The sequence below is a fragment of the Streptomyces sp. NPDC006450 genome (assembly GCF_040612195.1).
Classification (GTDB): Bacteria; Actinomycetota; Actinomycetes; order Streptomycetales; family Streptomycetaceae; genus Streptomyces.
Window position 1 is genome coordinate 1 of sequence record NZ_JBEXPT010000018.1, and the last position, 24,882, is coordinate 24,882.

19 protein-coding genes are annotated in these 24,882 nt (G+C 70.7%); 7 read left to right on the plus strand and 12 right to left on the minus strand.

The window, feature by feature from the left end:
- Positions 1-66 precede the first annotated feature (66 nt).
- Positions 67-4,290 carry a S8 family serine peptidase gene (locus ABZY57_RS09230; RefSeq protein ID WP_356509745.1) on the minus strand — a complete coding sequence of 1,408 codons (4,224 nt, stop codon included), beginning with the start codon at positions 4,288-4,290 and terminating at the stop codon, positions 67-69.
- 91 nt (positions 4,291-4,381) lie between these two features.
- Here ABZY57_RS09230 and ABZY57_RS09235 point away from each other — a divergent pair, with 91 nt between their 5' ends.
- On the plus strand, positions 4,382-5,335 hold the full coding sequence (locus ABZY57_RS09235; protein WP_356509747.1) for a hypothetical protein: 954 nt from the start codon (positions 4,382-4,384) through the stop codon (positions 5,333-5,335).
- 343 nt (positions 5,336-5,678) lie between these two features.
- A complete protein-coding gene (locus tag ABZY57_RS09240; protein ID WP_356509749.1) occupies positions 5,679-7,940 on the plus strand; it encodes a VCBS repeat-containing protein in 2,262 nt (753 codons plus the stop codon).
- Between the two features lie 221 nt (positions 7,941-8,161).
- On the opposite strand, the gene ABZY57_RS09245 is transcribed toward ABZY57_RS09240, so the two are convergent.
- The 4 genes from ABZY57_RS09245 to ABZY57_RS09260 all read right to left on the minus strand — a co-directional run bounded on the left by ABZY57_RS09245 (position 8,162) and on the right by ABZY57_RS09260 (position 13,071).
- Positions 8,162-9,604 carry an NF041680 family putative transposase gene (locus ABZY57_RS09245; RefSeq protein WP_356509866.1) on the minus strand — a complete coding sequence of 481 codons (1,443 nt, stop codon included), beginning with the start codon at positions 9,602-9,604 and terminating at the stop codon, positions 8,162-8,164.
- Between the two features lie 238 nt (positions 9,605-9,842).
- A complete protein-coding gene (locus ABZY57_RS09250) occupies positions 9,843-10,475 on the minus strand; it encodes an HAD-IA family hydrolase (RefSeq protein WP_356509751.1) in 633 nt (210 codons plus the stop codon).
- A gap of 414 nt (positions 10,476-10,889) precedes the next feature.
- Positions 10,890-12,008: an acyl-CoA desaturase gene (locus tag ABZY57_RS09255; RefSeq protein WP_356509754.1), complete on the minus strand. Its 1,119-nt coding sequence runs from the start codon at positions 12,006-12,008 to the stop codon at positions 10,890-10,892.
- Between the two features lie 7 nt (positions 12,009-12,015).
- Entirely contained in the window at positions 12,016-13,071 is a 1,056-nt protein-coding gene (locus ABZY57_RS09260; RefSeq protein ID WP_356509756.1) for a ferredoxin reductase, read from the minus strand.
- An 86-nt stretch (positions 13,072-13,157) separates the two neighbouring features.
- On the opposite strand from ABZY57_RS09260, the gene ABZY57_RS09265 reads away from it, so the two are divergent.
- Positions 13,158-14,372: a helix-turn-helix domain-containing protein gene (locus tag ABZY57_RS09265; protein WP_356509758.1), complete on the plus strand. Its 1,215-nt coding sequence runs from the start codon at positions 13,158-13,160 to the stop codon at positions 14,370-14,372.
- 148 nt (positions 14,373-14,520) lie between these two features.
- On the opposite strand, the gene ABZY57_RS09270 is transcribed toward ABZY57_RS09265, so the two are convergent.
- From ABZY57_RS09270 to ABZY57_RS09290, 5 genes are all read right to left on the minus strand, one after another.
- A complete protein-coding gene (locus tag ABZY57_RS09270) occupies positions 14,521-15,441 on the minus strand; it encodes a MerR family transcriptional regulator (protein WP_356509760.1) in 921 nt (306 codons plus the stop codon).
- A 59-nt stretch (positions 15,442-15,500) separates the two neighbouring features.
- On the minus strand, positions 15,501-16,022 hold the full coding sequence (locus tag ABZY57_RS09275) for a TspO/MBR family protein (RefSeq protein WP_356509762.1): 522 nt from the start codon (positions 16,020-16,022) through the stop codon (positions 15,501-15,503).
- Positions 16,023-16,067: 45 nt separating this feature from the next.
- The gene (locus ABZY57_RS09280; protein WP_356509764.1) at positions 16,068-16,430 is read right to left on the minus strand and encodes a DUF427 domain-containing protein; all 363 of its coding nucleotides are present in this window, start codon (positions 16,428-16,430) and stop codon (positions 16,068-16,070) included.
- A 102-nt stretch (positions 16,431-16,532) separates the two neighbouring features.
- Positions 16,533-17,228, minus strand: a complete 696-nt coding sequence (locus ABZY57_RS09285) for an SDR family oxidoreductase (protein ID WP_356509766.1) — start codon at positions 17,226-17,228, stop codon at positions 16,533-16,535.
- Positions 17,229-17,244: 16 nt separating this feature from the next.
- On the minus strand, positions 17,245-17,748 hold the full coding sequence (locus tag ABZY57_RS09290) for a DUF6480 family protein (protein ID WP_356509768.1): 504 nt from the start codon (positions 17,746-17,748) through the stop codon (positions 17,245-17,247).
- A 196-nt stretch (positions 17,749-17,944) separates the two neighbouring features.
- On the opposite strand from ABZY57_RS09290, the gene ABZY57_RS09295 reads away from it, so the two are divergent.
- Genes ABZY57_RS09295 through ABZY57_RS09310 form a run of 4 tightly spaced genes read left to right on the plus strand, consistent with a single transcriptional unit; the run spans position 17,945 to position 22,591 of the window.
- A complete protein-coding gene (locus ABZY57_RS09295; protein ID WP_356509770.1) occupies positions 17,945-19,096 on the plus strand; it encodes a polyprenyl synthetase family protein in 1,152 nt (383 codons plus the stop codon).
- Positions 19,093-20,631, plus strand: coding sequence for a phytoene desaturase family protein (gene crtI / locus ABZY57_RS09300; RefSeq protein WP_356509772.1), 1,539 nt, complete (start codon positions 19,093-19,095; stop codon positions 20,629-20,631). The genes ABZY57_RS09295 and crtI overlap by 4 nt, the downstream gene beginning before the upstream one ends.
- Positions 20,628-21,596: a phytoene/squalene synthase family protein gene (locus ABZY57_RS09305; RefSeq protein WP_356509775.1), complete on the plus strand. Its 969-nt coding sequence runs from the start codon at positions 20,628-20,630 to the stop codon at positions 21,594-21,596. Before crtI ends, ABZY57_RS09305 begins: the two co-directional genes overlap by 4 nt.
- Positions 21,593-22,591 (plus strand): DUF5914 domain-containing protein, encoded by a 999-nt coding sequence (locus ABZY57_RS09310; protein WP_356509777.1) that lies wholly within the window; start codon positions 21,593-21,595, stop codon positions 22,589-22,591. The genes ABZY57_RS09305 and ABZY57_RS09310 overlap by 4 nt, the downstream gene beginning before the upstream one ends.
- A gap of 29 nt (positions 22,592-22,620) precedes the next feature.
- Here the strand turns inward: ABZY57_RS09310 and ABZY57_RS09315 are convergent, their stop codons facing one another.
- Positions 22,621-24,219 (minus strand): FAD-dependent oxidoreductase, encoded by a 1,599-nt coding sequence (locus tag ABZY57_RS09315; RefSeq protein ID WP_356509779.1) that lies wholly within the window; start codon positions 24,217-24,219, stop codon positions 22,621-22,623.
- Positions 24,171-24,881, minus strand: coding sequence for a class I SAM-dependent methyltransferase (locus ABZY57_RS09320; protein ID WP_356509781.1), 711 nt, complete (start codon positions 24,879-24,881; stop codon positions 24,171-24,173). Before ABZY57_RS09320 ends, ABZY57_RS09315 begins: the two co-directional genes overlap by 49 nt.
- Position 24,882 lies beyond the last annotated feature (1 nt).

Below are 24,882 nucleotides of genomic sequence, written 5' to 3' on the forward strand. Positions count from 1 at the left end.
CTTCCGGGTCCGGTCGGCGCCCGTTCCGGTCACTTGCCGGTACCGGTCACGCCTGCGCGGGGTGGGTCAGCGGCGGAGCTTCAGGCGGTGTACCCCGCCGTCGACCGCGCCGACGTAGAGCGTGCGGCCGTCGGCGGCGGCGGCCAGCTTGGTGGTGTCGGTGTTCTGCAGACCGCTCGAAATGTTTTCCCACGTCAGACCGTTGTCGGTGCTGCGCAGTACGCCCCGGCCGCCTTGGACGAGTCCCGACGCGGTGGAGGAGGTGGTGGCCGCGTAGAGCGCTTCGCCGGCCTTCAGCAGGTCCGAGACGTGGACCGCGAGCGGGCCGGTGTCGGCGGTGCGGAACGTCTTGCCGCCGTCGGTGCTGACCCGGATGGACGAACCTCCCACGATCAGGCGTCCCCCGTCCGTCGTGATCGCGGAAACCGGACCCTCGGCGACCTTGGTCTTGGTGACGCCGCCGTCGTCCGAGCGGTAGAGGCCCGAGGCGTTGCCCAGCCAGAGGCGCCGCGGGTCGCGCGGGTCACCGGCCATGGCATCGAAGGACCTCTCGTGGAAGAGGTTCTTCCACGTCCTGCCGCCGTCGGACGTCGCGAACAGCCCGTCGCCGAAGATGCTCCGGAAGCTGATCGCCACCCGGTTCGGGGAGGCCGGGTGGACCAGGATCGAGGTCGGTATCTCCGACGACGTGCCCTTCACCTGCCAGGTCCGGCCGGCGTCACGGCTGCGGGAGACCTCGAAGAGGCCGGTCGCCGTGCGCCGGACCTGCCACACCACCTTGGTGTCCGCGGGCGAGACGGCGATGTGCGAGGTGAGGCGACCGGTCATGCCCTCGCCCCCGGACTGGCCCCACTCGGGACCGGCGACGGGGATCGCGGTGCGGTAGGTGCCGCTCACGGTGCCGGCGAGCAACTGGTCGCCGCTGGCCGCGAGGGCGAAGGCGGTCAGGCCCTGGACACCGATCCTGCGGTAGCCGGTGCCGTCGGCCGAGCCGCGGTACAGGCCGTCCTGTTCACTGGACACGGTCACCGAGCCGTCGGCCCAGCGGTCGTAGTCCATGGGGATGGCCGCCTTCGAGGGGGCGGGCACCGCCTTCCAGGTCCTGCCGTGGTCGCGGCTCACCTGCCCGGCGCCGAACAGCGCCCGTACGTACAGGTCGCCGCCGGAGGCGGTCAGCCCGTTGCCGCCCTCCGGCAGGGGGAGCAGGGTGGACCAGGTGCGGCCCTTGTCGTAGGAGCCGCGGACGCCCCTACCGGGGACGTAGGCCGCCACCACGGTGGAGTCGGCCGCGAGACCGCGGATGGTGTTCACCGGCTCGTCGAGGACCAGGCGCGCCGTCCCGGGGTCGCCCTTGCCGACGCCGTCGATCCGCCAGACCCCGTCGAAGGTCGCCAGGTACAGGGTGTCGCCGACGAGACTGGCCTCGCGGACGCCACCGGTGACACCGGTGGGGTACGTCGCCCAACTGTCGCCTGCGTCCGTGCTGACCAGCAGGGTGCCGCCGACCATCGCGGCGAGGGTACGGGTCTGCTCGTCCGCGACGAACTCGTCGATGTGCGCGTCGGGCACGTCGAGCTTGCGCCAGGTGCGGCCGTTGTCGTCGGTGCGCAGGATCGTTCCCCGGCGGGTGGGGTCGGCGGCCGTGTTCACGGCGTACCACCAGCGATCGGGGCGGCGGGCGTCGACCACGACCGCCCCGGTGCCGTTGCCGTCGGCGATCGGCAGTCTGCCCACCTGGCGCCAGTTGGCGCCGCCGTCGGTGCTCAGCCAGGGAGCTGCCTTGCGGTACTGGGTCACGACGGCCTGCTTCGGCCGGGCGGGAGAGAGCGCGACGTGGCCGGCCTCGCTGTTCGGGCCGATGGGCTCCCAGCGCTGCCCGCGGCTGTCGGCGGGCGTGACCTCGAAGGCGCTGGATCCGGTGATCCGGCGGCCGTCGGTGGTCGTGGCCCGCACGGCCAAGCGGTAGGCGCCGGACGCCTTCCCGGTTACGTCGGCCTGGTAGTAGCCGGCTCCGTTCATGGTGGTGGGCAGCGTGAAGGCCTTGCCGCGCGGCGGCGTGACCGTGATCTGCGGCGGCGCGTTGAGGGCGGCCGGAGAGGCGATGTGCACGGTGGAGCGGCCGTCGCTCGGGTCGGGGGACGCCTGGACGACCAGGTGCCGCACGACGAGCAGGTACGGCACCCGCAGGGCCGGACCGCGATCGGGGGTGGCGGTGATCCGGCCGTGGATCTCCGTGTCGGTGGCCGGGCGGTCGGTGCGCAGGGTGGCCGTCACGGTCGCGGAGCCCCCGGCGGGGACGGTGACCCGCGCCGGGGTCACGGTGGTGGGCCCGCTGCTGCTCAGATTGACGGTCAGCGGTTCCTTGCCGGGGTTGGCCAGCCGTACCTTCGCGGAGGCGCCGACGGTCTTGTCCGACAGGTCCGCGAGGCCGAACGACACGGCCGTCGGGGAGGAGCTGAGGCCGGCCGAGGCCGCGGCGGCCACGTCGAGCCGCCCGTTGCCGTGGACGGTTGGTCCGGTGCCGGCGAGCGGCTTCGCGCTGCCGACCAGTGCGGACTTGATCCCGTCCGGGCTCTGGTCCGGGCGTAGTTGGCGCAGCAGGGCGGCGGCTCCGGCAACGTGCGGGCTCGCCATCGAGGTGCCCGACATGCGGTAGACGCCGGGTGCGTACATCGAGGTGGGGATCGTGGAGCGGATCTCCACGCCGGGTGCGACCAGGTCGGGCTTGAGGCCGAATCCGGTGCCCGGTCCACGCGAGGAGAACGAGGCGATCTCGTCGGTGGAGTCGGTGCCGCGCAAGGTGACGGATACTGTGCCGGCGGCCATTTCACGGCTCAGCTGGGCGTACTGGGTCGTGTCGATGCCCATGACGACCAGGTGGTCCATGCGCAGCGAGTCGCCGGAGGCGGCGCTCCGGTTGAGCTCGGGGCGGGCCGGGGTCGCCGGGACCTCGACCGTTCCCGGGGTAGCGGCGAGCACCGGTCCGTCGTGGGACGGGAGGCCGCCGAGCACGGCGAGCGCGCCGCGCTTCTCGGCCTCGCGCGCCCAGTCGATGTCGCTCCCGCTCAGGACCTCCGTGCTGGGCGGGACGAGGATGTCGGCGCGCAGGATCTTGCCCCGCACGTCACCGACCCGCTTCCAGTCCTCGGCGGTGCCCGCGCCGACGTCCACGAGCGGCGCGGTGACCGGTTCCCGGGGCGGGTTCGCGGAGAGGATTCCCCGGTAGGTCTGGATCAGTTCGGGCTTCGCGCCCGCCAGGTAGGCGCTGGGCTTCTGCAGCCCGCTGGTGGAGGCGCCGACCGCGATGACGCCGTCGGCCGAGGCAGGGGAGTTGACGGTGCCACTGCCGGGGCCGTCGTTGCCCGCCGCGGCGACGACCACGACTCCGGCCCGCACGGCGGCGGTCGCCGCGCGGCCCAGCGGGTCGGTGCCGTCGCCGGGGCCGCCGAGGCTCATGTTGATGACATCGGCCGGGTGGGGGTTGGCGGGGTCGGCCGCCGCCTCGATGCCGGCGATGATGTCGGAGGTGTAGCCGCTGCCGTCGGCGCCGATGACCTTGTAGGCCAGCAGGCTCGCGTCGGGCGCCATGCCGGTGACGCCCCCCTTCGAGGCCGCCTTGCCCGCGATGATGCCCGCGACGTGGGTGCCGTGGCCGTTGTCGTCCATCGGGTCGTCGTCGCCGTTGGCGAAGTCGAAGCCGCCGACGACCTTGTGGCCCTTGCCGAAGCCGCCGCCCAGGTCGGGGTGGCCGTAGTCCACGCCGCTGTCCAGGACCGCCACGACGGTGCCCTTGCCGGTGGCCTTCACCCCGGCCGGGTCCTTGCGCTTCCAGACGTCGGGCGCGCCGGTCAGCGGCACGCTGGCGTCCGTGCGCACCTGGATCCGGGTGTCGGGACGGACGCTGAGGACGCCCGGCTGCCCGGCCAGCCGCGCCGTCTCGGAGGTGGGCACCGTCATCGCCACGGCGTTGACGAGCAGGCCGAGTTTGCGGGGCGAGGCGGGGTGCAGGCCCGCCTTCCGGACCGTCTCGACGAAGGCGTCCTGCCGCGCCGCCAGGGCCCGCCGGGCGTCGCCGACGGCGGAGGCGGTGCCGGCGGCCGGAGAGGTGAGCGAGCCGCCGGGGGCTGCTGCTGCCGCTGCGTCCCCGGACAGCTCGACGATGACCCGTTGGTTCGGGTCGGGTGACTTCGCGGTCGCGGTGGCGGGCATCGCAGTGAGCGTCCCGGCGAGCGCGACGGTGGTGACCGTGGCGGCCGCCAGGCGTCGGCTTCTTCGTGGGTTCTTGGCCATGGAGAGAAGTCCTAGTGCCGAAGTCACTCTCCGTACAACGGATTCCGGCGGCCCATTGCTGCCGCTGGCACAAGTGGGCCAGTATCGGCATATGACGAACGATCTCACCGCTGCAGGCATCGATCCGTTCGACGAGAGCGTCTACCGGGCCGTGTTGACCCGCCGTACGGCGGCTCCGACCGAGCTTGCCGCCGACCTCGGCTGCTCCCCTCTCCGCGCCGCAAGGGCGCTGGACCGGCTGCACGACCACGGCCTGGTCGGGCGGCTCGCGGGCGTCCGCCGCCAGTACGCGGCGATCGAGCCGGGAGCCGCCGTCGAGTCCCTCGTACGTACCAGGGCCGCGGAGTTGGACCGGGTCCGCTCGGCGGCGGCCGAGCTGTCCCGCCTCTTCGCGGCGGCCCAGGCCGGCACCGCCGGGGAGGACGAGGTGGAGATCACCACCGGCCGCGAGGCACTCGGCCGCTGGTTCGTCCGCCTCCAACAGGAGGCGCGCGAGGACGTCATGACACTGGACCGGCCGCCGTACGCACTGACCACCTCCAACCCGGTGGAGAGCACGGCGCTGGGGCGCGGCGTGCGCTACCGCGCGGTCTACGCCCCCGAGGCGCTGGAGTGGCCGGGGGTACTGGACGACATCCGCGGACTCGTACGCAGCGGCGAGGAGGCCCGGGTGATGCCCGGGTTGCGGATCAAACTGGCCATCGCGGACCGCCGACTGGCACTCATGCCCCTCTCGCTCGACCTCGACGGCGTGCGCGCTGCCGTCATCCGGCCCTCCACCCTGCTGGACGCCCTCACCGACTACTGGGAGCTGTGCTGGAAACAAGCCCTGCCGCTCGACATGACCGCCGAGGACCCCCTCGGTGAGGAGGACCGCCTGGTGCTCACCCTGCTGGTCAGCGGCCTCAAGGACGAGGCCATAGCCCGCCAGCTCGGCTGGTCGGTGCGCACCATGCGCCGCCGCATGAGCCGCCTCCACGAACTCCTGGGCGCGGTCAACCGCTTCCAGGCCGGCGTCGTAGCCTCCCGCCGGGGCTGGATCTGACACGACACCGGGCGCGGGGCTGGGGTACACCGCGTCCGACCGCGGCCCGGCGGACGCCCGTCACGACGATCGGATCGCAAACCCGGCGCACGCCGCGACAGCGTCGGGCGCCACTCGAACCGGAGCGGGTCGCCGGCTCCGCGGCGGACCACCTCGGCCCCACCCACCCGGTGATCACCACCGCAAGGGGCACAGCGATGACGGGCGCTGCTAAGATCCGCGGGAATTCGAACGTGGGGGGCCTCCGGAGAGTTCGCACTCCTGGTGTCGGTGTTCCCTGCACAGCCCTCCTCGGTCGTCGTGTCTGCTCGCACCTTGCGCAGCAGCCCGTCCAGGAGGACACGTGCCGCACAGCAACTCATCCCGCAAGGTCCTGGCCGGGACGGTGGCTCTCGCCATGGCGACCATCGCCGGGCCATTCGCGGTGCCCGCGGTCGCGGATCCCGGGACCGGGACGGCCCGCCCGGACGCCGAGGCCCAGACGACCGCCGCTGCTGCGCTGCCTCCGGGTTCGGAGTTGGTCATGGCCGGCGCGACGGGCTTCCTGGCGTCGACTCCCGGCTACGACTTGCTGTGGACTCGGTACGCCGACGGTTCGGTCACCAAGCTGAGCCGTGGCTACTCGCAAGCGCGGATGGGCGTGTCCTACGGGTCGGTGTCCGATGTAGTGGCACTGGAGTATGGCGAGATCGGCGACGCCGACCACCGGGTGGAACTGCGCGACATGTCCACCGGAGCGGTTTCCACCGTGGTGCTGGGCAAGTACCGGCATTTCCAGGGCGCCGTCGGTTCGACAGTGGTGACCACCCCCTGGCTGGGCGGGAACTCCTACTCCACGGAACTGCACCTGCTCAGCATCGTGGACGGTGTGCAGACCGATCGGACGGTCACCGGGCTTCCCGATGACACACGGAGGGTGGACATAGCATCCGCCGCCCCCGGGAAGCTGGTGCTGTACTACAACCGCCTCTCAGACGCAGAAACCGACCGCTGGTCCTACGCGGTGGTTGACCTCGCCTCCGGCGTCGCATCACCCTCGAACCTTGCGCCCACGCCATGGGCCGGCGCGGCCCTGTCCCCGAAGTACCTCGCCACTCTGCAAGGCAGCTCGAGCTGGCCTGCCACCTCGCAATTGCGCGTGAAGAACCGCGGCACCGGCCAGGTGACGAAGGTCGACACGCACCAGCTCATATCCGAACCCCTGGTGGGGCTGGCCGGGAACTGGGCTCTGTTCGGATCCCGGACTCCGCTGTCGGAGGGCTCCACCGACGACGACTTCTCCTTCCGGGCGATACCGGTCGGCGGGGGCGTCAGCCGCAAGATCCTGGACCACGCCACCTCGCTCGCGGCCACCCCTGACGGTGCACTGCTGGTGATGGGCGGCACGCTCGCCCAGGGCGAAGGCGTCTACCGGGTGTCACCCGGTGCTGACGGTGCGCCGGTGGCGAAGCTGGTTGCCGGCACCGGCCAGCCGCTGGGGATCACCCTGGTGAGTTCCGACGCCCCCGCCGTGGCCACGCTCGACACAGCGCCCTGGAAGGCGAGGTGGCAGCTGTCACGCGCCAACGCGGACGTGACCCTCACCCTCCGCAACACCACGACAGGCGCCTCCAGCACGTCGCACCTGAACCCCTCCGACGACACCACTCAGCCGGTGCGGATGGACTACAACGGGCGGATCCGCATGGACTGGACGGGGTGGACCAACACCGGCGAAGCCCCCAACGGCAATTACACCTGGGAGATCACCGCCAAGCCGTACAACGGGCTCGGGCCGGACCTCAAGGTCAGCGGCGCCTTCAAGGTCACGCGCCGGCCCGCACCCCACGACTACACCGACAACGGGTCGCCGGACCTCCTGGGCCGCGACAGCTCCGGTGTGCTCTGGCGGGTCGACACCACCCAGGTTCCGTGGAACCCGACGCTGTACGCCACCACCCCGGTGAGTCTCGGTGGTGGCTGGAACACCTACAACCAGATCACCCCGGTCGGCAACATCGCCGGCGGCTCCGCGGGTGACCTCCTGGCCCGCGACAGCGCGGGCGTGCTGTGGCTCTACCAGGGCACCGGCAAGGGCGCCTTCGCCTCCCGCACCCGGGTCGGCGGCGGCTGGAACACCTACACCCAGCTGACCGGAACCGGAGACTTCTCCGGCGACGGCAGGGCAGACCTCGTCGCACGCGACCGCGAGGGCTCCTTGTGGCTCTACAAGGGAACCGGGGACTGGAAGGTGCCGTACGCCGCCCGGACGCGTGTCGGCGGCGGCTGGAACATCTACAACAAGATCACCGCGGTCGGCAACATCGCCGGCGGCTCCGCGGGTGACCTCCTGGCCCGCGACAGCGCCGGCGTGCTGTGGCTCTACCAGGGCACCGGCAAGGGCACGTTCGCCAGCCGCATCCGGATCGGCGGCGGCTGGAACACCTACACCCAGCTGATCGGCCTGGGCGACAGCAACATGGACGGTAAGCCGGACCTGCTCGCCATCGACCAGACCGGCACCCCTTGGCGCTACCGCGGAACCGGTAACGCGCAAGCCCCCTTCGCAACGCGCGAGAACAGTCAAGTCATCTACCCAGGTCACCGCTACGAAACCATCGTCTGACCTCGGCAGCGGGATCTCAGAACACTCAGGTTGGTGGACCGTAGACCGGTTCCACGACGATGAGGGCGGCCACCCGGTAGTCCGGGGGTGGCCGCCCTCATCGTCAGCGTGCCGGTGGGGGTTGCCAGATGTATCGGATGTCCGGCCCGCGCTCGTCGTTGTGCAGCCCGTCCGTCCCCTCGACCGTGATGAAGCCGTAGCGCTCTTAGCTTGTTCTTTATCTACCAGGACCTGCCAGGTTTGCCGATGGCCTTGAGGGTCTCGGGGCGTTTTACAGTTTTGCCGACGTCGTAGCGGGGTGCCCTGTGTTTGTTCTTGGCGCCGGGTGGCCGGCCGGGGCCGGTGCCTGTGGGTTTGGGAATACGAGTCGGGCAGGCGAGGTGAGCGCGGATGTTCCTGAACCCTCGGCGGACCCGGGCCGGGGTGAGCCGGTCTGAGGCGGCGGGTTTCTCCCAGGGCCGGCGGAGGTCTGCGGCGAGCGGTCGGGCGAGTCGGAGCTGGGTGTGAGCGACGATCAGGATCCAGGTCCAGCGGTCCGCCGCCTCGGGAGTACGGAGTTTCGGGGTGGTCCAGCCCAGGGTCTGTTTAGTGAAGCGGAAGGTGTGCTCCGGATCGAAGCGGCGAAGAAATGCCCGCCAGCAACGGTCCACATCGTCGGGGGCGGCGCCGGTCTTCGAGGACCACAACCACACCGGCGGAGCGTCCCGTTCCTTCGACAGATGCTCGACCTTCAGCCGGATCAACGTTCCCTCGACCAAGGGAAGTTCACCCTCGTGGTCGAGCCAGGCCGAGCGGTGGGTGAGCCGGGGGTGGACCCGGTCCCATGCCTGGGTTTCGGCCTTGCCGTAATTGCTGGTCTCGGTGACGGTGGTTATCGCAGGCGCGGGCCAGGTCTCCGGCTTGGCGAAGCGGAACTCCGGTCCGTGCTTGGGCGGCCGGCCGTTGACGCCGTGCATCCGCGGTGGCTTCGGCAGACGCATCACGCGGTCGGAGCGGACGCGGCCGACCATCTCGACGGGCAGGTCTCGCAGGACCCAGGCCAGGCGGGTGATGTCGTAGCCGGCATCGCTGACGATCACGATGTCCGGGTCCCCGGCCTGCCACGGGCCCGCGACGATGAGCCGTTCAACGACTCCTCGCAGCTGGCCGGCGGTGATCGCGGTTGCGTCGTCCGCCGGTCCGAGCCGGACCACGTCCAGGATCGCGGTCCAGGACGTAGCACCCGGCTCCAGCACGGCGACGAAAGAGTAAGGCCAGCCTGGAATGAACTGCGAAGCCATCTTCGCCCGACCGTAGACGTGGCAGAACAGCCGCTCTGCCGAGCGCGGTGCGTCCGAACGCAGCCACGGGGACACATCGACCGCGAGGACCAGGCGCCCGCCGTCGAACCGCGGCAGCGACAGCCCGGCCAGCACCGACCGCACCCGATCGACATCGATTCGGCCGTGGTTCAAACCGCCGTACATCGCTCCGTGCCCACGACGATGCTCGGGCAACAACGTCAAGTCCACCGGAGACTTCACCGCACCGTCCGCACAGAGCACCGCGTCCATCAGCTCGAACAACTCATCGCGCCGAGCGGTCAGACACTCGTAGAACTCGCCCCGGAAGCGTGACGCTTCCACGAACGCTTCCCTGCGGACAGCATCAGACAGCAGACTCACCCTCACGGCCTTCGTCGTGGTCACCGTGCATTCCTTGGTCGGAGCACATGATCAGACGAAGACCGTCTCCACGTCCCGGGCATCCCCAGGTGAGCGACTCAGTTCGAGACACCGTTCGAGGCGGGTACCCCCGATCATTCGATCTTGTCGGTGCCCCAACACTGTCACCTGGACGGACGTAACGGCGCTCTCGCCGCGTCGTCTCACCTGGCATAGCCAGCGAGTGCTCACTGCGGTCTCAGCTCTCCAGTATGAAGCCCAACGGCCCACGGAGGTCGGCAGGTCCGCAGTAGTGCACGCCGGTCATGCCGAGCCCGACCGCAGCCTCGACGTTCTCAAGCCGGTCATCCACGAAAAGGCACCGGCTCATGTCAACACCCGCCTGCTCGGCCGCAATCTCGTAGATTTTCCGGTCCGGCTTGGCCACTCCCACCCGCGCACTGCTGACGACGTGGTCTGCGAAATCCGACAGACCCAGCGAGGCCAGGTCGTCCTCCAGCTCCACGGTCGCATTGGTCACCAGCACCAAGGGCACGTGCGCCCGCACCTGACGGAGCATGGCCACCACAACTTCGTCGGCCCAGAACGGCGCCTTGGCAAGCGCGGCACCCAGCTCGCGCGCTTGCACCTCTGGCACCTGGCCTGCGAGGCCGAGCACGATGGACTCCACCCACTGCTGCTTGGTGATCGTCCCGAGGAGCAGTGGCAGGTCTATCTCCGGCGCAAACGCCACTCTCTCGGTTGTGCCCTCTGCCAGCCCCGCACCCCGCTCCAGGTTTGCCAGCTGCGTCGTGTCGTAGAAGCGGATCACGTTGTCGAGGTCGCACAACACCGCGTCGAAGGGCCTACTAGAGATCTTGGTAGTCGTCACTGCTCTTGGATAGCACAGCGTTCATCGCAGTCTCACGTGACCTCGTCCCTGGCCTGCGAACTCGCGGCGCCAGATGCGATGGCATGAGCCGAGACAGCCGGAGGATAAAGAACAAGCTTAGAACCGGTGCGTCAATTCGTTGACCTGGAACGTCCACAGCGCCAGGCCGTCCGGCCGCCGCCTTTCGTGGGTTGGCTGGGAGATACGCCAGGGCGTGGGGATCGGCCTGCTGGTATTCCGGCCATTCAGTGGCCACGACGAGGTCGGCGGCGTCGACGGACCTAGGCAGGTTGTCGGTAGTCACCGCCGTGCCCGGGTGAGGATGGCGCGAGGCGGAGTGCGGCCTGGTCCGCGATGGCGAGCTTGTCCGTTCGCACGGCCCGGCCGCGCCGCAGACGGTGGCCGCACCGGGAATCAGGCCGCGACGAGCTCCTGCTTGCGGTCCGGCGTCTTGACCTTCGGCTTCTTGTTCGGCAGCGAGAGCCGGAAGACCTTGTGCCACGCGGAGAACACCTGCTTGGGCAGCGGCCCGGTGACGTACTCCAGCTCGTACTTTTCGAACAGCGCGCGTACCTTCACCGCGACCTCGGCGTACCGGTTGCTCGGCAGGTCCGGGAACAGGTGGTGCTCGATCTGGTGCGACAGGTTGCCGGTCATGAAGTGCATGGCCCTGCTGCCGCTGATGTTCGCCGAGCCCATCATCTGGCGCAGGTACCACTGGCCGCGCGTCTCGCCCTTGATCGACCGGCGCTCGAAGACCTGCACGCCCTCGGGGAAGTGCCCGCACATGATCACCGAGTGGGTCCAGATGTTGCGGATCAGGTTCGCGGTGAACGTGGCGGCGAGCGTGGTGAGGAACGACGGGCCCGACAGCAGCGGGTGGATCACGTAGTCCTTGAGCACCTGCTTGCGGATCTTGCGACCCACGGCCTTGGCCCGCGCGCGGAACTCCGGGTTCTTGCGGCGGCGCTTGTGGAGGTTCTTGCCGAGCTCGAGGTCGTACGCTGCGATGCCGTACTCGAAGAAGCAGGCGTTGATGAAGTTCCACAGCGGCTGGCCGAGGTGGAACGGGTGCCACCTCTGGTCCTCGTCGACGCGCATGATGCCGTAGCCGAGGTCGTTGTCCTTGCCGATCACATTGGTGTACGTGTGGTGCAGCTGGTTGTGCGAGTGCTTCCACTGCTCGGACGGCGAGACGTGATCCCACTCCCAGGTGGTGGAGTGAATCTTCGGGTCCCGCATCCAGTCCCACTGACCGTGCAGGATGTTGTGGCCGATCTCCATGTTGTCCATGATCTTCGCCACGGACAGGCCGGCCGTGCCGAGCAGCCACGCGGGCGGGAAGAACGAGAACAGCAGCACGCCCCTGCTGACCAGCTCGAGTTTGCGCTGCGCCGAGATGACCTTGCGGATGTAGGCTGCGTCCTTCTCGCCGCGGCTGGCGATCACCTCGTCGCGGATCGCGTCCAGCTCGCGGCCGAGCTCCTCGATCTGCTCCGCGGTCAGGTGGGCGGTGGGGTCGATGGCGGTCAAGGTGTTCCTACCGTTCGATGTCGCAGGGGCCCGCCGCGGCGGACACGCAGGTCTGGATGAGGACGCCCGGCTCGGCCTCGGTGATCTCGCCGGTGCGCAGGTCGCGGATGGCGCCCGACTTGAGCGGTGTGATGCAACCGAAGCAGATGCCCATGCGACACCCGGAGGGCATCAGCACGCCGGCCTGTTCGCCGACGTCCAGCAACGGCGTGGCGCCGTCCGCGTCGACGGTCTTGCCGCTGGCGCTGAACGTGACCTCGCCGCCGTCGCCGGCCACGACGATGCTGGGGCGGAAGCGTTCGGTGTGCAGGCGCTCGTGTACGCCGTGCTCGGTCCAGTGCCCTTCGGCGGCGTCGAGCAGGCCCGCGGGCCCGCAAGCCCAGGTCTCGCGCTCGGCCCAGTCGGGCACGAGTTCGTCGAGGCGGGCGATGTCGAGCATGCCGTCCGTGTCGGTGTGCACCTCGGTGAGCCGCAGCTTCCTGTCCGCAACCAGGTTGTGGAGTTCGCTGCGGAAGATCACGTCTTGCGGCTGTGGCGCGCAGTGGACCATGACGACGTCGTCGAGCTCGATATCGCGCAGCATGCCCATCACGGGCGTGATGCCGCTGCCGGCCGTCAGGTAGAGCACCTTGGAGGGCTTGGCCTGCGGCAGCACGAAGTCACCGGTCGGCTGGTCGAGCTGGATCAGCGTGCCCGGTTCAGCCCTGCGGACCAGGTGGTTGCTGACCTTGCCGTCCGGGATCGCCTTCACGGTGATCGTGATGCGGCCGTCCGGGCGGTTTGTCGGTGAGGTGATGGAGTAGGCACGCCACAGGCGCACCCCGTCGACGTCGACCCCGATCCGCACGTACTGGCCGGCTCTGTGGCCGAGCCAACCCCGTCCCGGCCTGATCACGATGGTCGCGGCGTCACCCGTCTCGGGGTGCACGGCCTCGATGCGCCCCCGCAGGTCAGCGCCCGCACGCAGCGGGCTGACCAGGTCAAGGTAGTCCGACGGCAGCAGCGGCGTCGTGACCATCTCCAGCAGTTTCCACGCCCTGCTGCGGAGGGCTGTACTCGTCATGGCTCCAGCTTGCTGTGCCTCAAGGCGTAAAGTCCTGACCGTAGGACGTAAATCTGGTCGGCTGAATTGTTCGCAGGGAACAAAACGTGAGTCATGCAAGCAGGAGGGCCAGCGAGCTGGCCCTGGATGAGACGACGGTCACCGTACTTCGGGCCGCGCTGAAGACGACCGCCGACGAGGTCGTCCAGGCGATCATCGATGAGGTCCCTCCCTACGCCAACGCCCTCTCGGGCCGTATGGGCGCCACCATCCGCCGATCCGTCCGTACCGCACTGGGCCACTACCTGGACCTCGCGAGCGGGAACGCCACGGGCGGCGACGCCGGTGACGCGGCCTACGAGCTGGGCCGTGGCGAGGTGCGCGACGGCCGCTCGATGGACGCCCTCCTCAGCGCCTACCGCGTCGGCGCGCGCGTGGCCTGGCGATGCCTGGCAGCGGGTGCCGTACCCGCAGGTCTGCCTGCCGCCGACGTCGCCAAGTTCGCCGAGCTGACCTTCGCCTACATCGACGAGCTCTCTGCCGCGAGCGCCGCCGGCCACGCCGACGAACTGGCCGCCCGGGGCAGGGACCACGAGCGCCACCTGGAACACCTGGCCCGCGATCTCCTCGCCGGCGCGAGCACGGACGTGCTTCTGGCCTCTGTTCTACGGGCCGGGTGGCAACCTCCGGTTTCGCTGACCGCGGTCCTGCTGCCCGCCGCCCAGGCCCGGCCTGCCTACCGCATGCTCGACCCGAACACCCTCGTCCTCGACGATCTGCCGGACCTCACCGGTGTGCTGCTCGTCCCCGACGCCGACCGCTCACATCTCCTGCGGCAGCTGACCGACCGCACCGCCGTGGTCGGCCCGGCCCGGCCATGGACTCGTGCGTCCGCCTCGTACGGACGAGCCGTACGCGCGCGCTCCCTCTCCTCTGATATTCGCGACACCGAGGGCCACCTGCCCGAGCTGGTGCTGAGCGCTGACGCGGACGCCTTCGCAGACCTGCGTGCCCGAGCCCTCGCACCGTTGCGGGCCTTGCCCGTCACGACCGCACGGCGGCTGGAGGAGACGCTGCGGGAGTGGCTGCTGCACCAGGGCAGGCGGGACGAGGTGGCGGCGGCCTTGTTCGTCCATCCCCAGACAGTCCGGTACCGGATGTCGCAGCTGAGGGAGCTGTTTCCGGATCTCGCATCGCCACAACGGGTCCTTGAACTGACACTGGCGGTCGGTCTTGGTCCTCGGGAAGCCAGTCGGGGCGCCGGCTCTGAGAGCGCGGTACGGCTCGACTGGACCCGGAGGGTCGACGCAGGCGAGCACTGAACACCGTCACGGGAGAAGCTCTCCGCAGCCGTACGCGGATGCCACGCTTTGCTCCTGCGTGCCTGTTGCAGAACGGTGGTCAGGAGCATCATCCGGACGGGCCCGGATCGGATGTACGCGCTGCCTGTCGGGGCAGACTGCGGCGGGGTCAGTGTGCGAGACGCTGTTCGATCAGGCCGAGTCCCGAACGCAGTCCCGTCAGCCGCCTGGCGCCGGCCCTAGGGACGGAGTTCCAGCCTTGCCCGGCCACCAGGAGCGTGGTGTGAGACCTCGCCCCCCTTACCCCCCACTCGGCTCCCTCGACCGCACTCACCAGCTCGGCTGCAGCAGTGGGACGGTCCTGGGCCCACACCACCACCATCGAGGGGCCCACCCGCCGCACCGCCTCGCCCAAGGCTTCCACCGGAAAGGCGGGACCGAACATCTTCACGGGCAGGCCGCGCTCGGTCAGGGCTGCCCACAGTGCTTCCAGCGGCAGGCTGTGGAGTTCACCTGGCGCGCAGGCCAGTACGATCGGCCGCACCCCTTCGCGGGGCGGCCGGCGAGGCTCGTGTCGCCGTCGCAAGGCCGAGGAGACCAGCCAGGACAGCAGGTGCTCGACCTCGATGTACCGATCGCCCGCCGAGGCCCACTTGCGGCCGGCCGCGCGCAGCGTCGGCGCGATGATCTCCTCCCACGCCCCCACACAGCCATTGTCCTTGATTGCCCGGTCCAGGAGGATCTCCACCGCGTCCCCATCCAGCCGCACGGCTGCCCGGGCGAGACCGCGACACTCGGCCCGGACCGGCCCCAGCGGCAGCGTGGCGGGGCCTCCAGGGGCCCGCCCCGCCACGGCCGCGGGCGCATGTCCTTCGTCCCGGGACGCATCCGTGGCCGCCACCCGGGCGGCTCGCGCTGCCTCCGCAGGCGGCACACCCAGCGCGGTCAGACGGCTCATCTCCTCCAGGCGCACGATGTCCCCCGGAAGCCAGCGCCGATGCTTGCCCTCGACGCGTACAGCAGGGCCGATCCCATAACGCCGCTCCCACGAACGCAGCGTGGCGGCCGCCACGCCGAGCCGCTGCGCCACGGCCCCCGTACTCAGGCCGACCACCGGTTCTGGCTGCGTCAGAGGGCGCGCGTTGACTGTCACGGGTTCAGCTGCCAGATGGACGCGTTGAGGGCGGTCGCGAAGGCCACCCACAACAGGTACGGGAGGAGCAGGAGCGCCGACATGCGGTTCAGCCGCCGGAACAGGACCACCGTGGTGCCGAGCGCGGCCAGTAGCAGGAGGATGTCCAGCAGGGCGAGCCCGTACTGGCGGGCTGCGAAGAACACGGGGGACCAGGCCAGGTTGAGGGCGAGCTGGACTGACCACCAGGCGAGGGCACGCCGCACGCGCAGGCGATCCGCGTGGAGCCAGACCAGCCAGGCCGCAACTGCCATCATCCCGTACAGCACGGTCCACACAGGCCCGAACAGCCAGGCCGGGGGAGCCCAGCCGGGCCGGTCGAGCGCACCGTACACCTCACCCGCGCCGGCGGAGGCGAGCGCTCCCAGCGTCGCGACGCAGTAGCTCGCGGCGAGGAAGCCCGCGAGAGCCCGCCACTGCGCCGATCGGTGCGGGCGGGCCGGAGTCGGCGTCGGTGTGGGTGTCGCTGAATGTGCCACGGCCGGCTCCCGTTGTGCTCGATGACTTCTGACGCGCAGTGCGACCTACCGCCGACCGCTGCCCGGCATCTCCTTCGCGCGGACGCGGCTTCGTCGCGCACCGCCTGCCTTCACTTCTCCTGCCGCGCTGCTGCCGGATGCGCGTGCCGGGCGCATCCGGCACCGCGGCGGTCGGGCCTCACCATCCCCGCGTACCCGGCGGGCCCTTGAAAGGCCCGCTGACCTGGCGGCGCCTTTCCGTTCGCACCACGATCGGGTCCCGGACTGCAGGAACAGCTCGGGCTGCAGGACCAGCTCTGGCCGCATGTCCTGGGGTGGAACGCAGAAGACCGGGGGATGGCTCGTCTCCAGCACCCGAACACAGCGGCGGGTGTCGGCGATTCGAACCCCGGCGAACTCGACGACCACGCGCCGACTGTCTGCCTCGAGGTGCGGCGGACCCGGGTGATCCCACGCGGACGCGAGCGGTCAGCCAGACGGCCCGGTCGCCGTCACGGCCACCGCCTGCGCTCACCGCGCGGTGGAAGCCGGGCCCTCAAGCTGGTCGACCAAGGCGTGTACCGCCACGGCCGGGTCGCCGCCCTTCGGTAGGGCGGGCGCCCGCCCCGCCACGGGCCGGTCCGAGAAGCCCGTCTCCAGGTGAGGGAGGCGGAAGTCGAACACCCGCAGCCGCCGGGCCCGCCCCTCGCGGGCCAAGACACCGAGCCAACAGCTCAGGGCGGTCTTGGCCGCCGCGTAGTCGGCCGTGCCCAGCATCGGCCGGTCCACGACGGCTCCTGTCACGGCGGCCAGGAACCCGCCGTCCGTCACGCGGGGGATCGCACCGCGCAGGACCGCGGCCGGACACAGCATGTTGACAGCGAAGAGATGCTCGACGACCGCATCGGACACCTCCTCCACACGCCCGAACCCAGCCACTCCTACCGTCACAAGGACTCCGTCCAGTCCTCCGAGCTCCCGACCCGCCCACGCGGCAAGGGCTGCACAGTCTTCGACGTCGTAGGCGTCGAGCCCCCGGACCGGAGCCCCGCCGAGCCCGACGGATACGTCCGCGAGCCGGTCCGTATCCCTTCCGGCAAGGGCGACCACGGCGCCGCGGAGGTGCAACTCGCGGGCCGCGAGCCCACCGAGAACCCCGCTGGCCCCCGCCACGAGTACCCGCGACCCGCTCATACCGGGCCCGGACACAGCCGTGCCGTTCTCCATGTGGGTCACCCCCGCCCTACAGGCCGGCGATCCGTGCCACGAAGAAGCCCGCTACGAGGACTGCGCCGAGCACGATCAACCCCAGGAACAACCACGGGTGCTCCCAGATCCCGCCGTCGGGTCGTTCCTGATGTGCTTCGGCCGTGGAACCTTCCGCTGACGGGGTTTCCTCCGGCACCACATGACCGGCGCTCATGTTGCCTCCTCTGCGAGACGGGGTCGTACCTTTCTTCAACCGTTCTGCGCCGGCCCCGCGACCGCACATCGCATCGTTCATGCACCGCTTGAACCCCGCCACGCACGGTCCATGCTCTGCGAGGCGAGGCGAGGCGAGGCAGTGACAGCTCCCAGGGACGCCATGCCTCTGCCCACCACCAGGAACGGGCACCCCGTTGCAGAGTCCATGGCCCCCGACGAGGGAGGGGCATGGCGCTCCCCGGACGAAGTCTTCCTCCTCGCCCGACGCTCTCAGATCGCGCATACGAGCCAGAGGGGTCCGGTCTCGTGCCGGTGCGTCCATTGGGGCGATTGCCCGTGGAGTTCTGTCTGAGCCGCTCGGCGGGTGGGGGAGCAATGGCTCGTGCGGTCCGAGCGCATCCGTTCCCCCGGTGTACGTCGAATAGACGACAGCGCCACTTCACGACACGGAGGACTGAATGCACGCGAAGTCGGTTGCTCGCCATTTCATCGCGACCCCACAGGGGCGCGCCGTGTGCATGCCGAACCCTTTGACGGCGGCTGCGGTCGACCTTGACGTCGGTGCCGCTGTAGATCGCGAGCTGTCCGTGATCTGCAGCGCTCTTGTGGAGTACAGCCGCTCCCTCGACGCCACGTTCGCCCACGACGTCGCGGAAAGGACGGCGGCTTTCGTCCTCGGCGGCGGATCCCGGATCAGGCCCCGATTCCTTTGGTGGGCCACGCGGGCCTGCGGTGTCGCGGACCGCGATGTGCCCGGGGCGCTGCGCGTGGCCGCCGCCCTCGAGCTCATCCAGACCTGCGCCCTCATCCACGACGACGTGATGGATCAGTCGGCAGTGCGCCGCGGCAAGCCCTCCTTCCACGCCCAGATCGCAGCGCAGTACCCGACGGGCGAGTTCCCCGAGGGAACCGGACCGTCACCGTTCGCACGATCGGCCGCGGTCCTCGCCGGAGACCTCGCGCTCTGCTGGGCCGACGACCTCATCGCCGAAGCCGACCTCCAGCCGCCCGTACGCACGGACATCCTGCGGATCTGGAAGGCCATGCGGACAGAAATGGTCGCCGGGCAGTACCTCGACCTGCACGGTCAGGCAAACTCATCCCGTTCGGCCGTCCAGGCCATCCGAACCGTATGCCTGAAGACGGCCCGCTACACCGTCGAACGGCCCCTGGCCCTGGGCGCGGCGCTCGCGGGCGCCGACGTCGCCACCACCCAGGCTTTGACCGCTGCCGGCCGCTGCGCGGGCATCGCCTTCCAACTGCGCGACGACCTCCTCGGTGTGTTCGGCGATCCCGAGCTGACCGGCAAACCCTCAGGGGACGACATCCGCTCCGGCAAGGCAACGTATCTCCTGGCCCTGACGCACTCACGCGCCCGCGCCACCGGCGCCTGCGACGTCATCGACCTCCTTGAGGAGTGCCGGGGGAGTACCGACCTCTCCGAGCCCGTGCTGGCCGCCGTCCGCGAAGCCCTGCGTTCCACGGGGGCCCCGGCGCAGGTCGAACGGCGCATCGGGCGACTGGTGCGCGCGTCCGAGCGCCACCTGCGGGCCGCACGCATACACGGTCCCGCCGCGCAGCAGCTCGCCGAGCTGCTCAGACAGGTCGCCTCACCCCCGCAACGGCCCACGGCCGCGACGTCCGACGTTCACTACGGGGGCTCCCTATGAGGACGATCACCGGGCGCACCGACCACGTCGTGGTGGTCGGAGCCGGACTCGCGGGTCTTTCCGCCACCCTCCACCTCCTCGGCGCGAACCGCCGCGTCACCCTCGTCGAACGCGACCCCCTCCCCGGCGGCAGGGCCGGCCTCACCGAGCGCGATGGCCACCGCTTCGACACAGGCCCCACCGTGCTCACCATGCCGCACTTGCTGGAAGAAGCCTTCGCGGCCGTGGGCCGGACGATGTCCGAACGGCTGACCCTGCACCCCCTGCATCCTGCCTATCACGCCCGGTTCGCGGACGGCACCAGCCTCGACGTCCACACCGGCGCGCAGGCCATGGAGGCGGAGATCGAACGCTTCGCCGGTGGCCGAGAAGCAGCCGGGTACCGGCGCCTACGCCAGTGGCTCCAAGACCTTTATCACGCGCAGATGGGCCGTTTCATCGAGTCCAACTTCGACTCGCCCTTCTCCCTCCTGCACACCGACCTGGCCCGGCTCGCCGCGCTCGGCGGGTTCGGCCGCCTCCAACCGAAGATCGCCCAGTTCGTCACGGACGAGCGCCTGCAACGCGTCTTCTCCTTCCAGGCCCTCTACGCGGGCGTCCCCCCAGCGCGCGCACTCGCCGCCTACGCCGTCATCGCCTACATGGACACCATCGCCGGGGTCTACTTCCCTCAAGGCGGCATGCACGCCGTTCCCACCGCGATGGCCGCGGCCGCCGCCGACGCCGGGGCCACCCTCCTCCACGGCCAGACCGTCACCCGCCTGGAGCGCACCGGCGAGCGGATCACCGCCGTCGTCACCGACCAGCAGCGCATCCCCTGCGACGCGGTGGTCCTGACCCCGGACCTGCCCGTCGCCTACCGTCTGCTCGGGAAGCGTCCACGCCGCCCGCTCGCGCTGCGCCACTCCCCGTCGGCCGTCGTGCTGCACGCCGGCACCAACCGGACGTGGCCCGAACTGGCCCACCACACCATCTCCTTCGGCGCCGCCTGGAAGCAGACCTTCCACGAACTCACCACCACCGGAAGCCTGATGAGCGACCCCTCGCTCCTCATCACCCGGCCCACCGCCACCGACCCGAGCCTGGCCCCACCCGGCAAGCACACCCACTACGTGCTCGCGCCCTGTCCCAACACCGCAATCGGCCCCTCGCCCGCCACCTGGAAGGACCTGGGACCCCGCTACCGGGACAGGCTGCTGCGGGAGCTGGAGCGCCGCGGCCTGACCGGTTTCGAGGACGCCATCGACACCGAGGTTCTCGTCACCCCCGCCGACTGGGCGGCCCAGGGCCATGCGGACGGCACGCCCTTCTCCGTGGCCCACACCTTTCCCCAGACCGGCCCCTTCCGACCGCGCAACCTGGTGAGCGGCACCGCCAACGCCGTACTCGCGGGCTGCGGGACCACCCCGGGCGTCGGTGTCCCCACCGTCCTGATCTCCGGTCGGCTCGCGGCGGCCCGGGTCACCGGCCTGTCCGGCGCCCGCCACCGGGCCCCGGGGACTCCCGTCCAACCGGCGAAGGGCAACCGGTCATGACACGACGCGAACTCGACGCCGCGGCCATCACCGACCCCGTCCTGCGCGCGGCCTTCGAGCGATGCCGCCGCCTCAATGCCAGACACGGGAGAACCTACTTCCTCGCCACCCGGCTCCTCCCCGCATCCCGGCGCCCCGCCGTGCACGCCCTATACGGATTCGCCCGGTACGCCGACGACATCGTCGACGACCTGACCGCGCCCACCGCGCCCGGTGACCGTGCCCGGCGCCTCCAGGCGCTGTCCCACGACCTCCGCACGGCGATGGATGGCGGCCCCGGCCGCCATCCGGTCGTCACCGCCGTCGCCCACATCGCGTACCGCTACCGCATCCCCCACCATCACTTCGACGAGTTCCTCGTTTCCATGCGCAGCGACCTCACCGTCACCGACTACCCCACCTTGGACGCCTTGCGCCAGTACATGCACGGCTCCGCGGCCGTCATCGGCCTCCAGATGCTCCCCGTGCTCGGCCACACCACATCCCGGGACGAGGCCGCACCGCACGCTGCCGCGCTCGGCGAGGCGTTCCAGCTCACCAACTTCATCCGCGACGTCGGTGAGGACCTAGACCGCGACCGTGTCTATCTGCCCGCGGACCTCCTGGCCACCGAGGGCGTGGACCGGGACCTGCTCCTGTGGAGCAGACGAACCGGCCGCCGCGATCCGCGCATCATCCGTGCCCTGCGTTCCGCCGCCGCCCTCACGCAGCAGTTCTACGCGACGGCACAACCGGGACTGGACATGCTCGAACCCGTCTCCCGGCCCTGCGTGCGTACCGCCTTCATCCTCTACCGGGAGATCCTCGACGCCGTCGCCCGCGACGGGTTCGCGAGCGTCCACCGCCGCTCCTCGGTCCCCCTGACCCGACGGGCGGCCGTGGCCGCAGCCGGCCTGGCCAAGATCGCGGCAGTCCGCCTGAGGACTCCCGCCGCAGACCCCGTACTCAAGGAGCCGGCCCGATGAGCCCGCGCGCCCCCCGTCGCAGTCGCTTCCCACTCAGCCTGCGCCGCGAGCCGGTGCCCTGGCACCGGCAGGAGCCGACCTGGCGTGAGGCCTCACCCCGGCTGATCGACGCCGCCCTCAAACGCGCACAGGCCAGGCCCGCCGGCAACTGGTACGTCCTGGGACCGAGCGCCGCCGTCCGCGCGGACATCAGCTACGGACGCACCATCGGGGGGACCGAGATCGTGGCCTGGCGCGGAGCCGGGGGCGCTCTCCTCGCAGGACCCGGAGCATGCCCCCACCTGGGCGCCCCACTGGCACAGGCACCCACCCGCTGCGGCACGCTCGTCTGCCCCTGGCACGGACTCGCGCTGAGCGGCGCCCCCTTCGCCGGCTGGAATCCGTACCCTGCACACGACGACGGCGTGCTGGCCTGGGTGCGCCTGGACGACCACGGTGGCGAGGAACCCCTCGACACCCCCGACGTCCCACCCCGCCCGCCCGCCCATGTCTCCCTGCACTCCGTCTACACCGGCACCGGCGTCTGCGAACCCGAGGACATCCTCGCCAACCGCCTCGATCCCTGGCACGGCGCGTGGTTCCACCCCTACTCCTTCGTCGACCTCACCGTCCTCGACGACGGCGCCGAAAGCGACGTCCTCAGCGTGCGCGTCTCCTTCAAGGTGGCCCGCCGTGTGGTCGTTCCGGTCACCGCCGAGTTCACCGCCCCCGGCCCTCGTACCGTCGTCATGCGCATCACCGACGGCGAAGGAGAAGGATCGGTCGTGGAATCCCACGCCACCCCACTGGGAAGCGCTGGCGACGGCCGCCCTCGCACCCTCGTCACCGAGGCGGTGATCGCCACCTCCCGCCGCACCGGCTTCACCCTCGCCCGCACCGCCGCCCCCCTCCTGCGCCCCCTGATCCGGCGGGCGGCGGGCCGACTGTGGCAGGACGACCTCGCGTACGCTGAGCGCCGCTGGGTCCTGCGCAGCACCGGACGCTTCCCCGGCTGAGCCGGCCCGGTGTGCCGGTGCCGTACAGGTCACCGCCCGCGGGTCGGCCGCCCGAGACCCGCAAGCACCCGGCCCGCCGCCGAACGGCCTCGCCCGGGCACCGTCCACAGGGTCTCGCCCCGCACGCCCCACCGCTCCAGCAGGGCGTTCGCCGCCATGAACCCGCTCGTGGCCGCCCGTTCCATCAACGCGACCGGCAGACCCGTACGCACCAGGTCGCCGGCGATCACGACACGCTCGTCGCCCGTGCGGACCGCCGGCCGGTCGCGATATCCACCGACGGTGAACAGCGGGCAGTCCGCACGCCACTCGTGTCGGGAGTCGATGATTTCGGCGCGCGCAGTCTCCGGGTACACCTCGTGCAGCTGCCGTACCAGACCTTCCTCCACCTGCGGGCGGCGCGCCGCGGGATCCACCGCGTACGCGTGGAGTTCCACCACCGAGCCGCCGTTCCCAAGTGCCCAGCGGTGCGCCTCGCCCTCCCATCGGTCCATGACACTGACGTTGTCGAGTCCGCCGAATCCACTGGTGCCGAGGAAGCCGTGGCGGTCGCCGGCCACCGGGCGCGACAGCCACAGCCGTGACACCAGGAACGGCGGCGCCGTCCGCAGTCCCGCGATACGCGCCCGCCACGCGGCGTCGACCAGTTCGGGCGACGCGCCGACCACCTTCCGCAGCCCAGTGGTGTCCAGGGCCAGCACCACCCCGTCGTACCGCTCGCCGCCACCTTCTGAGACGACCTCGACGCGGTCCAGGCCGGCGGGGCCCACTTCGTGCACAGGCGTGCCCGTACGGATGTCTGCACCGTGGGCGCTCAGGTAACGGGCCAGCGGGTCCCACAGGGCCTGTGGGAAAGGCTCGCGCGGCACGTCGAAGAGCAGTCCCTCGCTGGAGCCGAGGAAGTAGATGTGGAACATCAGCACGAGTTCCGCAGCCGAGAAGGTCGCCGGATCGGCGAAGAAGCTCCGCGAGAACACCTCGAAAGCAAGGTGATGGGCCGCTTCCGGGAAGCGGACCGAGGCCAGGAAGTCCGTGGCACTGACCCCGTCCAGGGACTCGTACACCTCAGGGACGCCGACGTCCAGCAGGGGCAGGGCGGCCCGTGCGTCCATCCGGCCCAGATCCCGCCAGCCGAACGAGGGACTCTGGACGACGAACCCGACAGCGCTCAGGGGCGGCGTGCGGGGCACCCGCGCGAAGCTGTCCTGACCGCCGTCGCGGTGGCGCAGCGGATAGTCCGCCAGCCCGGTCAGGCCATGGAGGCCCGGATCGGTCCGGCGCAGGAGCGCCCGCAGGTTGTAGTACTGCCGGAAGAAGGCATGAAAGCCCCGGCTCATCGTCGCCTTCGAGCCGTCCGCCAGCCGCGTGTCCCACCCGGCCAAACGGCCACCGAGCTGCGCGTCCCGCTCGTACAAGGTGACGCGGATCCCGCGCTCCGCGAGCACGGTCGCCGCCGCGAGACCGGCGATGCCTCCACCCACAACGGCCACCCGCGGGCAGTCGTCCCCCTCGATCCCGGCCCGTCCGGCCCGGGGGTCGATGCGCCGGGCCCGCCGGTCACGTCCCGGGTACGCGCCGTTCACCGGGCCACCCGCCCGACGAAGGTGTGCGTGATGCCGGTCTGCCATCCGGGCAGCGGCAGCACCCGGACGTCCGCGAACCCGGCCGCGCGCATCCGCGCTGCGAACTCCGGCGCGGTATCGAAACCGAGCACGCTCCGCCACAGATGCTCATACAGTCCCGCGTCCCCGCCGGCCCGGCCCAGCGGCATGATCACCGCTCGGCACACGGCCGTCCACAGCGCCCGGTGTACCGGCTTCCCACTGAGCGCGTACTCGTGCACGGCGATCCGCCCGCCCGGCGACATCCGCGCACGCACGGCGGCCAGCGTGAAATCGGGATCGGGCACGTTCCGGAAAAGGTAGGCGGCGAAGACGGCGTCGAACGGGCCGTCGACACCGGCCTCGCCCAGCCGGTCCGCCGAAGCCTCCACGAACCGGACCCCGGGGGGCCACTTCTTGCCGGCAGCACGTTCCAGCATCCCCGCCGAGGCGTCCACCCCGGTGATCTCCGCCGGTTCCGCTACAGACAGCAGGGCGGCGGTCGAGGCGCCGGTACCGCAGCCCAAGTCCAGGACGCGGGCGCCGCGGCCCAGGTCAGGAAGCCCCAACCGGCGGGCCGAGCGGCGCAGATGCCCGTGATAGCCGGGACTCGCCGACACCAGCAGGTCGTAGCGTGCCGCGGCATGGTCGAAAGCAACGGACAAGGCCTCGTCGCGCAGCAGTGACATG

Excerpts from the sequence above, each read along its gene's own strand:
- ABZY57_RS09315 (WP_356509779.1), bottom strand. The coding sequence starts at position 24,219 with ATGGCAGACCGGCATCACGCACACCTTCGTCGGGCGGGTGGCCCGGTG.
- ABZY57_RS09295 (WP_356509770.1), top strand. The coding sequence starts at position 17,945 with ATGCCGAACCCTTTGACGGCGGCTGCGGTCGACCTTGACGTCGGTGCC.
- ABZY57_RS09260 (WP_356509756.1), bottom strand. The coding sequence starts at position 13,071 with ATGACGAGTACAGCCCTCCGCAGCAGGGCGTGGAAACTGCTGGAGATG.
- ABZY57_RS09235 (WP_356509747.1), top strand. The coding sequence starts at position 4,382 with ATGACGAACGATCTCACCGCTGCAGGCATCGATCCGTTCGACGAGAGC.
- ABZY57_RS09305 (WP_356509775.1), top strand. The coding sequence starts at position 20,628 with ATGACACGACGCGAACTCGACGCCGCGGCCATCACCGACCCCGTCCTG.
- ABZY57_RS09290 (WP_356509768.1), bottom strand. The coding sequence starts at position 17,748 with ATGGACGCACCGGCACGAGACCGGACCCCTCTGGCTCGTATGCGCGAT.
- ABZY57_RS09285 (WP_356509766.1), bottom strand. The coding sequence starts at position 17,228 with ATGGAGAACGGCACGGCTGTGTCCGGGCCCGGTATGAGCGGGTCGCGG.
- ABZY57_RS09320 (WP_356509781.1), bottom strand. The coding sequence starts at position 24,881 with ATGTCACTGCTGCGCGACGAGGCCTTGTCCGTTGCTTTCGACCATGCC.
- ABZY57_RS09230 (WP_356509745.1), bottom strand. The coding sequence starts at position 4,290 with ATGGCCAAGAACCCACGAAGAAGCCGACGCCTGGCGGCCGCCACGGTC.
- crtI (WP_356509772.1), top strand. The coding sequence starts at position 19,093 with ATGAGGACGATCACCGGGCGCACCGACCACGTCGTGGTGGTCGGAGCC.
- ABZY57_RS09310 (WP_356509777.1), top strand. The coding sequence starts at position 21,593 with ATGAGCCCGCGCGCCCCCCGTCGCAGTCGCTTCCCACTCAGCCTGCGC.